General features: G+C 67.6%; 8 protein-coding genes. 7 read left to right on the top strand and 1 reads right to left on the bottom strand.

Annotated features, from left to right (window positions below; all coding sequences use genetic code 11):
* Positions 1-6: 6 nt before the first annotated feature.
* A complete protein-coding gene (locus tag HDC35_RS08345) occupies positions 7-405 on the bottom strand; it encodes a hypothetical protein (protein ID WP_184645619.1) in 399 nt (132 codons plus the stop codon).
* Between the two features lie 402 nt (positions 406-807).
* Here HDC35_RS08345 and ahcY point away from each other — a divergent pair, with 402 nt between their 5' ends.
* From ahcY to addA, 7 genes are all read left to right on the top strand, one after another.
* Entirely contained in the window at positions 808-2,223 is a 1,416-nt protein-coding gene (ahcY, locus tag HDC35_RS08340) for an adenosylhomocysteinase (protein WP_184645617.1), read from the top strand.
* 202 nt (positions 2,224-2,425) lie between these two features.
* Positions 2,426-4,789, top strand: coding sequence for a PAS domain-containing sensor histidine kinase (locus tag HDC35_RS08335; protein WP_184645615.1), 2,364 nt, complete (start codon positions 2,426-2,428; stop codon positions 4,787-4,789).
* Entirely contained in the window at positions 4,786-5,238 is a 453-nt protein-coding gene (gene tsaE, locus HDC35_RS08330; protein ID WP_184645613.1) for a tRNA (adenosine(37)-N6)-threonylcarbamoyltransferase complex ATPase subunit type 1 TsaE, read from the top strand. Before HDC35_RS08335 ends, tsaE begins: the two co-directional genes overlap by 4 nt.
* Positions 5,235-6,218, top strand: coding sequence for an aminoglycoside phosphotransferase family protein (locus HDC35_RS08325; RefSeq protein ID WP_184646496.1), 984 nt, complete (start codon positions 5,235-5,237; stop codon positions 6,216-6,218). Before tsaE ends, HDC35_RS08325 begins: the two co-directional genes overlap by 4 nt.
* Positions 6,215-6,934, top strand: coding sequence for a nucleotidyltransferase family protein (locus HDC35_RS08320; protein ID WP_311770738.1), 720 nt, complete (start codon positions 6,215-6,217; stop codon positions 6,932-6,934). Before HDC35_RS08325 ends, HDC35_RS08320 begins: the two co-directional genes overlap by 4 nt.
* Positions 6,927-9,935, top strand: a complete 3,009-nt coding sequence (gene addB / locus HDC35_RS08315; RefSeq protein WP_184645609.1) for a double-strand break repair protein AddB — start codon at positions 6,927-6,929, stop codon at positions 9,933-9,935. Before HDC35_RS08320 ends, addB begins: the two co-directional genes overlap by 8 nt.
* The gene (gene addA, locus HDC35_RS08310; RefSeq protein ID WP_184645607.1) at positions 9,932-13,414 is read left to right on the top strand and encodes a double-strand break repair helicase AddA; all 3,483 of its coding nucleotides are present in this window, start codon (positions 9,932-9,934) and stop codon (positions 13,412-13,414) included. The genes addB and addA overlap by 4 nt, the downstream gene beginning before the upstream one ends.
* Positions 13,415-13,421: the final 7 nt, after the last annotated feature.

The raw sequence follows: 13,421 nt of genomic DNA, 5'->3' as shown, positions 1-13,421 counted from the left end.
TTTGCCTCAGCGCGCGAGCGCGAGCAGCGGTTTGCCCTGGTCAAGGTTCGCACGCGCGGCGCGTGCGGCCCAGCGCGAATCCATGTAGCGGCCGCTGGCGAGTTCGACATCATAGCGGATCGGGCTGCCGATCGCTGCGTCATAGGCGGCGGCGGCATCGGCGGTGCGACCCAGCCGGGCATAAGCGGTGCCAAGATTGATCAGCCGCGAGGGATCGCGGGCGTCGAGGGTCGTGGCGCCGGTCAGCTTGTCAATAGCGGCCTGATTCTCGCCGGCCTTGAGCTCGGCATAGGCGACCGGCAGCACCTCCGAATCGGCTTGCGGCGCCGTCACGACGACGATCGATTGCGCCGCGGCAGGGGTCGCAAAGGCAAGAGCGACGAGCGGCAGCAGAAAATTTTTCATCCTTGTATCTCCCGAAAACTTGAGCCGATTTTCTCGCGTGTCCGAAAAATTGTCAATATTTTCGGGACTTTGTAACACTGCTGTCACAAAGTCGAATTAAGCTGATCGCAGGGCGCATTATAAGTCAGATTTTTCAGAATCTTGGCTTTCGCGGCTTCATGTCACAATCGGCCGCGCCCGATTGTCACAATTGATGCGCGCAAAAATTATTTTTGCGGACGGTGCGTTTTCGCGCCGTCGATTCGTTTGTCGGGCGCTGCCGACGGGCGGTGCGCCGGGTACGATATAAAGAAAAGTTTATATTTGATCGGCGGGGGTGTTTCGGCTAGGGCGCGTAAGATAATTACGCAGTTTTCGTGGCCGCTCGCCTGCGGTCGTATATGCCAAAATGGAGACTCCCCCGTGGCCACTCTCGCCGCCGACGCCCGTGACTATGTCGTTGCCGACATCAGCCTCGCCGATTTCGGGCGCAAGGAAATCAACATCGCCGAAACCGAAATGCCGGGCCTGATGGCGCTGCGCGCCGAATATGGCGCGGCGCAGCCGCTGAAGGGCGCGCGCATCACGGGGTCGCTGCACATGACGATCCAGACCGCGGTGCTGATCGAAACGCTGACCGCATTGGGTGCCGAAGTCCGCTGGGCGACGTGCAACATCTTTTCGACGCAGGACCACGCCGCCGCCGCGATCGCCGCGACGGGCGTGCCCGTGTTCGCGGTGAAGGGCGAGAGCCTTGCCGATTATTGGGACTATGTCGGCCGCATCTTCGACTGGGGTGTCGAGGATGGCACGACCTGCAACCTGATCCTCGACGACGGCGGCGACGCCACGATGTTCGCGCTGTGGGGCGCGAAACTCGAGGCGGGCGAGACGATGCCGGCGCCCGAGAATGAGGAAGAGGTCGAAATGCAGCGCGCGCTGAAGGCATTCGTTGCCGCCAATCCGGGCTACCTCACCAAAACCGTCAAGGCGATCAAGGGCGTTTCGGAAGAAACAACGACCGGCGTCCACCGCCTGTATCACATCGCCAAGAAGGGCGAGCTGCCCTTCCCCGCGATCAACGTCAACGACAGCGTCACCAAGTCGAAGTTCGATAATCTTTACGGCTGTAAAGAGTCGCTCGTCGATGCGATCCGCCGCGGCACCGACGTGATGCTCGCGGGCAAGGTCGCGACCGTCGCGGGCTTCGGCGACGTCGGCAAGGGCAGCGCGCAGAGCCTCCGCAACGGCGGCGCACGCGTGCTCGTGACCGAAATCGACCCGATCTGCGCGCTGCAGGCTGCGATGGAAGGGTTCGAGGTCGTGTCGATGGACGAGGCCGTCAAGCGCTCCGACATCTTTGTCACCGCAACCGGCAATGCCGACGTCATCACCGCCGAACATATGGCCGCGATGAAAAATATGGCGATCGTCTGCAACATCGGCCACTTCGACAGCGAGATCCAGATCGCGGCGCTCGCCAACTACAAGTGGACCGAAGTGAAGCCGCAGGTCGATCTGGTCGAATTCCCCGACGGCAAGCAGATCATCATCCTGTCGAAGGGCCGCCTCGTGAACCTCGGCAATGCGACGGGCCACCCGTCGTTCGTGATGTCGGCGAGCTTCACCAACCAGACGCTTGCGCAGATCGAGCTTTGGACCCGCAGCGAGCAGTATAAGAACGACGTCTATGTCCTGCCCAAGCATCTCGACGAAAAGGTCGCGGCGCTGCACCTCGAAAAGCTGGGCGTGCATCTGTCGAAGCTGACGCAGAAGCAGGCCGACTATATCGGCGTGCCGGTCGAAGGGCCGTTCAAGCCCGACCATTACCGGTACTGATTTCGTCGCCTGACGGCGAAGCGGGCCGGTGCCGGCAGCGTTTCCGCATCGCGGAAACTCGGACGAAAATGTGGACGGCGCGCTCATCGGAAGATGTAGCGCGCCGTTTCGCGCTGACATGCGATTGAAACATGTCTTCATCGCCTTTAGGGCAAGCGATCATGTGCGCGGGACTTCCGGACAGAAGAGGGCTTGAGGCGGGATGAGCGACGCGCTTTCGCCGCCGCTCTTGTTCGCGCTTGGCCTGTTCGCGGCGCTGTGGCTGCTCGCGGGACTTTGGGCGGTCGGGCGCGGAATCGCGATGCAGCGGCGTTCGGCGTTCGTCGCCGGCCAGGCCGAACGGCTCGCAAGCCTGGTCGAAGCCTCGCCGCAGCTTCCGGTCATCGTGCGCGCCGACTGGCGGATCGAAGCGAGCGAGCGGCTCGGCCGCTGGCTCGGGCTTGAGCAGGGGCCGCGGAATTTCGACGAATTGCGCGGGCTCGGCAGCGGCCTCGGCCCAGACGCCCATGACGCGCTGCGTCAGGCGATTCTCGGCGCGCAGCGCGGGGCGAAACCCTTTGTCCTCAGCCTTAAACCCGAAGCGAGCAGGCGGACGATCATCGTGCATGGCGCCGCTGCGCCGCAGGCGGTGGGCGGGGCTGGTAGCGTCCTTCTGTGGCTGAGTGATGCAACCGAGGGGCAGCAGGCGCTGGCGCATGCGCGACAGGAACGCGACGAGGCGATGGCGGCGTTCGAGGCGCTGTCGGGCCTGATCGAGGCGGCACCCTTCCCCATGTGGTTCCGCGATACCGACCTTCAGTTGGCGCTGGTCAATGGCGCCTATGTCCGCGCGGTCGAAGCCAAGGGGCCGGCTGCGGTGATCGATGGCGGCATCGAATTGTGCGAAACCGTCGCCGGTGTCAGTGCGGCGGAGGCCGCCGAGACCGCCCGCGCCGCGGGGACCGCGCAGGTCCGTACCATTCCCGTGACGATCGAAGGCGAGCGACGGATCATGCGCGTCGTCGACGTTCCGCTGGCTCCCAAGGGTGGCCGTGCGATCGGGATCGCGGGCTATGCGATCGATATCCAGGAACTCGAAACCGAGCGCGGGGCGCATCGTCGTTTCGTCGATACGCAGCGCGAACTACTCGATCGGCTATCGGCCGCGGTTGCGCAATTCGGCCCCGACCAGAGCCTTGTCTTTGCAAACCAGCCGTTCCGCCGGCTGTTCGGCCTGTCGGCGGAAGATGTGTCGGAGGCGCGGCCCTTCGCACGGCTGCTCGATGCGTGGCGCGAGCGCGGGCGGATTCCGGAAGTTCGCAACTATCCCGAATGGCGGCAGACGCATGTCGACTGGTTCGCGCAGCCGGGCGCGAGCGAGGAGGACTGGTTGCTGCGCGACGGAACCCACCTGCATGTCGTCGCGCAGCCGACGCCCGACGGTGGGCTGTTGCTGATCGCCGAGGACAAGACAGAACAGGTGCAACTGGCCGGCGCGCGCGATACGCTGCTGCGCGTTCGCACCGCGACTTTCGACAATCTGTTCGAGGCGGTTGCGGTGTTCGCGCCCGACGGACGGCTTCATCTGTGGAACCAGCGCTTCCGCCGGCTGTGGGGCATCGACGAACCGACGCTGGCCGCGCATCCGCGCGTCGATGCTCTGATGGGCGGGCTTGCCGACCGGCTGGTCAAGCCGAACCAGATCAGCATCGTGCAGGAAGTCATCCGCGCCGCCACATTGGAACGGCAGCAACGCGGCGGCGAAATCGGTTTTGCCGATGGACGCTATTTCGATTTCGCCTCGATACCGTTGCCCGACGGCAACGCGCTTCTCATCATGCTCGACATCACGGCGAGCCGCCGGGTCGAAGGCGCGCTGCGCGAACGTAACGAGGCGCTTGAGACGGCGGACAAGGTCAAGACCGCGTTCCTGTCGCGGATGAGTTACGAGCTGCGCACGCCGCTTACATCGATCGGCGGTTTCGGCGAGATGTTGCAGGCGGGTTATGCTGGCAAGCTCGACGACCAGCAGCGCTCCTATGTCGATGCGATCATGGATTCGGTCGCAGTGCTATCCCGCCAGATCGACAACGTACTCGACCTCGCGCAGGGCGAGGCGGGGACGCTGGCGATCGAGCGCGCTCCGGTCGATGTGAAAACGCTGCTCGAAAACGCCCTCGCCGATGCGAAGCCGCTCGCGACGAGCGAGAAGGTCGAACTCGTGGGCAATATCGCCGCCGACCTGGGGCGGATCGAGGGCGACGCCCCTCGCTTGTCGCGGCTCGTCGCCGGGTTGCTCGACAATGCGATACGCTTCACCGCGCCTTCGCGCAAATCGGGTGGGCGCGTGCTGCTGCACGCCGAAGGCGATGCGGAGAGGGTCGATATCGTCGTGTCGGATAATGGTCCCGGCATGCCCGACACAGTGGTTGCGGTGACGCGGGGGACGCAGGCCGGAACACAGACAGGCGGCATCGGCCTCGCGCTCGCGAGGCAGCTCGTCGCAGCGCATGGCGGGACGATGGACGTGGTAAGCGAGCAGGGGCAGGGGACGCTCGTGCGGATCAGCCTGCCGCGCGGCGCATGACCGGCTTTTCGATGGGCTATGATCTGCCGGCTGCCGAGCGGATCGGCGCGGCGATCGGCGCGGCGTTGATCGCCGGCGACGTCGTGCTGTTGGCGGGCGACCTCGGCGCGGGCAAGACGACGCTGGCGCGCGCGATGCTGAAGGCGCGGGGGCTCGCCGGCGAAGCTCCGAGCCCCACCTTCGCGATCGTCCAGCCCTATGCGCCGCCCGAGGTCGACCTGCCCATCGCGCACGTCGATCTCTATCGCATCGAGGATCCGGACGAGCTGATCGAACTGGGGCTTGACGACTATCTTTACGATGGCGCCTTGCTGATCGAATGGCCCGAGCGGCTGGGCGATGAAGGATGGCCCGGTGCGCTGAGCCTCAGCATTTCGGGCGACGGCGACGCGCGCGTCTTGACAGCCGATGTGCCGGCGGCTTGGGGAGCACGATGGCCTCTTCGATGATTCCGCCCGCGCATGCGCCCGCCTTTCTTGCCGCGCATGGCTGGGGCGATGCCCAAATCTTGCCGCTGGCGGGCGACGCGTCCTTTCGCCGCTATTTCCGCGTCGTCGACAAGGACCGTCGGGCGGTGCTGATGGATGCGCCGCCGCCGCACGAGGACCCTCGGCCGTTCATCGCGGTTGCCGAATTTCTGTGCGCGCAGGGGCTCAATGCGCCGACGATTCTCGCGCGCGACCTTGCGCAAGGCCTGTTGCTGATCGAGGATTTCGGCGACGTGCGGCTGCGCGAAACGGTCGACGAAGCGCTGCACAAGGAGGCGGACTATTATGCCGGGGTGACCGACCTGCTGGTCCACCTCCACGCTCGGCCGCCGATGGACGGACTGCCGGCGCACGGGCTCGAGCAATGGCTCGACGAGGTGCTGCTGTTCATCGACTGGTATTGCCCGGCGCTCGGCATCGACGTCGATCGCGATGCGTTCCGCGCGGCGTGGGCGGCGGCGTTGGCGCCGGTCGAGCAGGACGGGCTGCCGCGCGTCACCGTGCTCCGCGATTTCCACGCCGAAAATATCATGCTGGTCGAGGGGCAGAACGGCATCGCGCATTATGGCCTGCTCGATTTTCAGGACGCGCTGGTGGGGCATCCCGCCTACGACCTGGCCTCGGTGCTCGAGGATGCTCGCCGCGATGTGAACCCCGCGGTCGAGGCGGCTATGCTCGCGCGTTACATCCAAGCGACCGGACGGGATATCGAGTCCGCCTATTGGGCGCTCGCCGCGCAGCGCAATACTCGCATCCTCGGCGTCTTCGTCCGCCTGTGGAAGCGCGACAACAAGCCGCACTACAAAAATTTCCAGCCGCGCATGTGGGGGCTGCTCGAACGCGACCTCGCCCATCCGGCGCTTGTCCCCGTTCGGCAATGGTTTGACGCCAATATCCCGTTCGCGAAGCGGGCGGAGATATGGAAAGCGATGGTTTTGTGAGCGCGAAGATCGAAAGCGCGATGGTGATGGCGGCGGGCATCGGCAAGCGCATGCGCCCGCTCACCGCCACGCGGCCCAAGCCGTTGGTGCGCGTCGCGGGAAAGGCGCTGATCGACCATAGTCTCGACCGGATCGAGGCAGCGGGCGTCGGGCATGTCGTCGTCAACGTCCATTATCTGGCGGATGCGCTCGAAGCGCATCTCGCGGCACAGAAGCGCAGTTTCACTATCGCGATTTCGGACGAGCGGGGGCAGCTGCTCGAAACCGGGGGCGGGATGGTCAAGGCGCTGCCGCAGCTGAAGGGCGACCCGATCCTGATCGCCAACAGCGATAATATCTGGATCGACGGGCCCGAAGACAGCATCCGGCATCTCGCGCGGCACTGGGACGGAACGAAGATGGATGCGTTGCTGCTGCTGATCCGGCAGGCGAGTGCGACGGGGCACAGCGGACGCGGCGATTTCCACATGGACGGCCACGGCAAGCTGTCGCGCCGCAAGCCGGGGCGGATTGCACCCTTCGTCTACACTGGCATCCAGCTGATCTCGCCGCGCCTGCTCGATGGGGCGCCCGAGGGGGCGTTTTCGACCAATATCCTGTGGGATCGCGCGATCGCGGCGGGGCGGCTCTATGGCGTGTCGCACATGGGCCAGTGGTTCGACGTGGGTACTCCGGCGAGCATCGCGCCGACCGAAGCCGCGCTGACGGATGGCTGACGCCAAGCCCACCGTCTTTTCGATTCCCGTCCAACGGGCCTTCGCCGATGCGCTCGCGGCGGGGCTGATCGACCGCCATGCCGACGGCGCGCTGGGGCTTGCGCAGGGCCTCATCCTGCTGCCGAGCAACCGCGCGCGGAGCGCGGTGCAGGCGGCGTTCGTGCGCGCGGGTGGTGCAGGACTCTTGATGCCCCGGCTTGTCGTGATCGGCGATGCCGACCTCGACGAATCGGTCGCGCTGGCGCTCGATCCGATCGACGAGATCGACGCGATCCCCCCCGCGATCGATGCGTTGAAACGGCGCCTGATGCTCGCGGAGCTGATAGAGAAGCATCATCCGCCGGGCGAGGATCCGATCACCGGTGCCGCGGCGTTCCAGCTCGCGGAGGGGCTGGGGCGCGTGATCGACCAGTTGCACTATGAGGAGGTCGCGCCGGCGCGGCTCGCCGACATCGAAAGCGCGCTCGGTGACCTTGCCGGGCATTGGCAGGCTTCGTGGCGGCGACTGTCGCTGCTCGTCGAACAATGGCCGGCGATGCTTGCAGCGACCGGGCATATCGACCGCGCCGACCGCCGCAACCGGCTGCTCGCACGGGTCGCACGGGGATGGCGCGCCGCACCGCCCGCGCGGTTCGTCGTCGCTGCGGGGATCACCACCGCCGCGCCCGCAATCGCACGGCTCCTGCGAACGGTTGCCGATCTGCCGCAGGGTCTGGTCGTGCTGCCCGGGGTCGACCTGGGCATGGCGGACGACGAATGGCGGGTGCTGGGGCCGGTGCAGGCCGATCCCGACAAGCCTCTTGAGCGTCCGCTGGAAACGCACCCCCAATATCATCTGAAGCTGCTGCTCGGCCGGATGGGAGTGTCGCGCGGCGAAGTGTTGGCGTGGGATGCGACTTCGCCGTTTGACGGCCCCGAAGCGCGCGAGGCCTTTACATCGCTGCTCTTTGCGCCTGCCGCCTATACCGCGCGCTGGCAGCAGGCGGGCGACCTTGGTACGGGCGTCGCGGGGGTTTGCGCCGCCACGTTCGCCGACGACGGGCAGGAGGCGCAAGGGATCGCGCTGATCATGCGCCACGCGCTCGAAACGCCCGCGCGCACCGCTGCATTGGTGACCCCCGACCGGGCGCTGGCGACGCGCGTAGCGGCGGCACTCGCGCGCTGGGACGTGACGGTCGACGACAGCGCGGGGCAGCCGCTCGGCCAGACGCCGCCGGGGGCGCTGCTGCTTGCACTCGCCGAGTTCGCTGCGGCCTTCGACCCGGTGCGGCTCGTCGCGCTGCTGGGGCATCCGCTGGTGCGCGCGGGCGAGGCGCGCCTCGGCTGGCTCGATCAGGTGCGGCGGCTTGACCTGGTGCTGCGCGGGCCCGGGCTGGTGCCGGGATGGGATGGCGTGACGATGCGGATCGCCGAACGCGCGGCCGACGCGAAAGCGCATGGTCATGCGGAGGCGCAGGCGATCGTCGATTGGTGGGCAGAGTTCGCCGCGGGCTTGCGCGCGGCGCTCGCGCCCTTCGCTGCTGCTGCGCCTGTGCCGCCCGCCGTGCTGCTCGGCGCATTGCAAGCGGCGCTCGACTGGCTGACGGGCGCGGGGGCATGGACCGGCCACGCCGGCCGCGCGCTGTCCGAATTATTCGACCGCTGGGCGTTGGCGAAGGACGCAGGTCCGGCGCTGGTCACGCCCGGTGACGTCCCGGCGATGCTCGCCGACCTCCTCGCCGGCGAAAGCGTCCGTCCGCCTTATGGCGGCCATCCACGCCTGTTCATATGGGGTCTGCTCGAAGCACGGTTGCAGCGTGCCGACCTGATGATCCTCGGCGGGCTCGACGAAGGCCGCTGGCCGCAACAACAGAGCCCCGATCCCTGGCTCGCGCCGGGGATCCGCCGGATGCTGGGGCTTGCGGCGCCCGAACGCCAGCAGGGCGCGGCGGCGCATGATTTCGCGGGCGCTTTCGCGGCGCGCGAGGTGGTCGTCACGCGCGCGCTGCGCAGCGGCGGGGATCCCGCGGTGGCGTCGCGCTTCTGGTTGCGGCTTGCCGCACTCGCCGGCGAACTGCCCGAAGCCCGCCTCGACGGGGCAAGCGTCACCGCACTCGCGGCGGCGCTCGACGTCCCGCCGGGGCCGGCCGTGCCCGCGCCGATGCCGCGCCCGCGCCCGCCTGCCGGAGCGCGGCCGGATCATATCAGCGTCACCGGCGTCGACCTGCTCGCGAAGGATCCTTATGCATTTTACGCAGGACGCATATTGCGGCTTTCAGTCCTCGACCCGCTCAGCGCCGGCCCCGATCCGCGCTGGCTCGGCACGCGCGTCCACGCATTCATGGAGAATTGGCAGCGGGCGGGCGCCACGCCCGCAGCGCTGGAAGCCGAACTAGCCCGCCTGCGTGACGATCCGGCGCTTGACGCGCTCGCACGCGCCTTCTGGTTTCCGCGGATCGAGCCGGCGCTGCGCTGGGCGGCGGGGCGGGTGTGGGCCGCGCGCGCGGAGGGGCGGGAGCCCATCGCGGCCGAAGCGTCGGGCATGCACGAACTGGGCGGTATCCGCTTGACAGGCAAGGCCGATCGTATCGACCGGCTGGGGAACGGCAGCCTCGCGATCGTCGATTACAAGACCGGGGCCGCACCAAGCGGGAGCGCCGCCGCCGAGGGGCTCGACAATCAGCTTGGCCTGCTTGGCCTGATGGCAGAAATGGGCAAGATGGACGGCGTCGCGCCGGGGTCGATCGATGCGCTCGAATATTGGAGCCTCAAAGCCGATCGCGCCAAGGGGATCGACGGAAGCGTGACGCCGACACATGGCTCGCGGCGCGAACTCAAGACCGCGGAGGATGCGGTAAGGCGCGCCTACGACGCATTCGCCGATCTCACCGCCGCTTATCTGCTCGGCGACGAGGTGTTCGCGCCGGGAGACAATGCGAAGCGTTTCACCGATTATGACCAGTTGATGCGCCGCGACGAATGGTTCGGACGGGGGAATGACGCGGCAGGAGATGCGCCATGACGCGGCTCCATGACCTCGATCCCGCGCAGCGGGCGGCGGCGGAGCCGCATGAGCATGTGTGGCTCGGCGCATCGGCCGGAACCGGCAAGACGCAGGTGTTGTCGGCGCGCGTGTTGCGGCTGATGCTTGCGGGAATCGCGCCCGATGCGATCCTGTGCATCACCTTTACCAAGGCGGGCGCCGCCGAAATGGCGCACCGCATTCACGAACGGCTGGCGCTCTGGGTGCGGATGAGCGACGGCGACCTTCGGATCGATCTCAACGCGCTCGGCGCCGACTGGCAGGAGCCCGGCATCCTCGACCGCGCGCGGTCGCTGTTCGCCACGGTGATCGATAGCGCCGCCGGCACGATCCGGGTGCAGACAATCCACAGCTTTTGCCAGACCCTGCTCGCAAGCTTTCCGCTCGAGGCGAAAATCCTGCCCGGCTTCCGCGCGCTCGAAGAGGGCGAAGCCGCCGAGTTGCAGCGACAGGTGCTCGCCAAGCTGCTCGCCGAACCCGGTGCCGAGGGCGACGCGATGCGCGCGCAGGCGGCAATGCTGTCGCGGCGGATGGGCCAGGACGCGGCGATGGCGTTCCTGACGCGCTGCGCCCACGCCTTTGCCGCGCCGTTCGAAACGCGCATCCTGCCCCCGCGCGCGTCCGATCTGCGTGCGGCGCTGGCGCTGCCCGATGGCGATGCCGAAGCGTGGCTGGTGGGCAAACTGGCGGCGGGCGCGATTGCCGAGGCGCCGATCCGAGCGGTTGCGGCGAGCGGAGGGGCTTGGGGCACCAAGACCGGACTCGGGTGCGCCGACGTCATGCAGCGGTGGCTGGCAGCCGACCCGGCGGGGCGAAGCGCGATGCTTGGCGAACTGCTTGGCTGTTTCCTTACAGGTAAGGGCGAGTTGCGCGCGGACTTCGCGGGCGACAAAGGCCGGATGACCGACTGTGCCGACAGTGCTGTGCAGATCGTCGAAGCCGCGCAGCAACTGCTCGAGACGGTCACGGCGATGCGTGTCGCCGACGACCTTGCCGCAGCGTGGGATTTGGGAAGCCGCTTTGCCGAAACCTACGCGCTGGCGAAGCGCGAGGGCGGGCTGGCCGATTTCGACGACCTGATCTCGATCGCGGGGGCGCTGCTCCGCCTCGGTCAATTCGGCGAATGGGTGCGTTTCAAGCTCGACCAGCGCACCGATCATATCCTCGTCGACGAAGCGCAGGATACAAACACACGCCAGTGGGCGATCGTCGCGGCGCTCGCGGGAGAATTTTTTGCGGGTGCGGGTGCGAAGGAAGAGCGTGTCCGCACCCTGTTCACCGTGGGCGACCGCAAGCAGGCGATCTTTGGCTTCCAGGGCACCGATCCCGCGGCCTTCGCGGCGGCGCGCATGGTATTCGGCCAACGCGCCGCCGACGGCGGGCAGCCCTTTGCCGAAGTCGATCTGGTCACCAACTACCGCTCCAGTCCCGCGGTGCTCGAAATCGTCGACGCGTGGCTTGCGCACGGCGGCACCGGATTGATGGGGCTGGCGAGCGACGAACCGCCGCATCTTCCCTTCCGCAGCGCGCACCCCGGCCGCGTCGAACTGTGGCAGCCGCTGCCTGTCGGCAAAGCCCTCGCGGCGGGGGAGAGCGAGGACACGGCCGACGACGACGCGAGCGAAGGCGGCGATCCGCTCGCGCCCGCAAACGACCCCGCCAGCCTCCGGCTGTCGCGCGCGATCGCGGACGAGGTTCGCGACTGGATCGAGCATGGCAAGGACGGGCGCAGCGTCGCACCGGGCGATATATTGATCCTCGTCCGCCGCCGCCGCGACCTTGCAGCGCGGATCGTTGCGCGACTGCAATCGCTTGGCGTGCCCGTCGCGGGGGTCGATCGCTTCGCGCTGACGCAGCCGCTCGGCGTTCAGGACCTGCTTGCAGCCATGCGCTTTGCGATCCAGCCGCTCGACGACCTCAACCTTGCGGCGCTGCTCGTGTCGCCACTGATCGGCTGGTCGCAGGACGATCTGTTCGGTTTTGCGCACGGGCGCGGCAAGCGCGCGCTGTGGGAGCAACTGCGCGCCCGCGAGGCCGAGGTGCCTGCGGAAACGATGGCGGCGCTGCGCCACCTCCTCGGCATGGCCGATCTGACGACGCCCTATCGTTTCCTCGATCGCATACTGTCGGGGCCGATGCAGGGGCGGCGGCGGCTCTACGCGCGGCTGGGGCGCGAAGCGCGCGATCCGATCGACGAACTTTTAAACCAGGCGCTTGCGTTCGAACGGCTGCATACCCCTTCGCTGCTCGCTTTCCTGAGCGAGGTCGAGGCGAGCCGCGCCGATATCAAGCGACAAACCGAAGCACGCAGCGATGTCGTGCGCGTGATGACGGTGCACGGGTCAAAGGGTTTGCAGGCGCCGATCGTCATCCTCGCCGACGCGACCGACGATCCGGTGCAGCGGCAACGCGGATTCGACCTGTCGCTGGAGGGTTGGGACAGGCTGCCGGTTTTCGGCCTGCCGGCGGAGGAGCGGCATGGACGAGTCGCGGCGGCGCACGACTCCAAGGCCGCGGCGGAGATCCAGGAACATTGGCGGCTGCTGTATGTTGCGATGACGCGTGCCGAGGAACTGCTGGTGGTCGCCGGCATCACGAAAAAGGAAGATCGCTCGCTACCCGAGCTTTGCTGGCACGCGGCGGTCGACGGCGTGATGGACGCCATGGGGCTCGGCTGGCAGGATGCCGGGCCGCGCTGGGGACAAAAGCGCGTTCATCAGGTCAATGCAAAGACGTGGGCGCGTCAGCGGACGAAGCCGGTTGCAGCGACCGCGGAAATTGCGATCCCCGACTGGGCTGGGCGACCGGCGCCCGAAGAAGCGCGCCCACCGCGCCCGCTCGCCCCCTCCGCTCTCGGCGAGGACGATGTCGCGTCGCCGCCGCAGGGCGGTGAACGCGCGGCGGCGGTCGAGCGGGGCCTGCTGCTTCACGCGCTATTCGAGCGGCTGCCCGCCGTCCGGTCAGAACGCCGCCGCGCCGCCGCGATGCACTGGCTGTCGACACAGGCTGCGGCGCTCGGCGAGAGTGCGCGTTCGGCGATGGTCGATGAAGTGCTGACGGTGCTCGACGATCCCGCGCACGCGGCGCTGTTCGGGATCGGCAGCCTCGCCGAGGTGCCGCTGTCGGCGGTGGTCGACGGCGTCGTCGTCGCAGGGATCGTCGACCGGTTACTGGTGACCGACGATGCGGTGACGGTGATCGACTACAAGACGGGGCGGCACGTCCCGGCGAACGGCGCCGAGGTCGCGTCCGCCTATCTGCGTCAGATGGCGGCCTATCGCGACGCGCTCCGGGTGATCTTTCCGGGGCGGCGCGTCGAGGCGGCCTTGCTCTATACCGCGGCGCCGCGGCTGATCCGCCTCGGCGATGCCTTGCTCGACGCCCACAAGCCGGGCTTGCTGGCAGCCAAGGCGAATTTGCGGGGCTCGGCCCTTGAGCCGGAGGCGCCGACGCCCTAGCTTGGTG

The sequence above is a fragment of the Sphingopyxis sp. JAI128 genome, assembly GCF_014207235.1.
Classification (GTDB): Bacteria; Pseudomonadota; Alphaproteobacteria; order Sphingomonadales; family Sphingomonadaceae; genus Sphingopyxis.
Note: the sequence above shows the minus strand (reverse complement) of the source record. Positions and strands in the feature narration are given on the sequence as shown.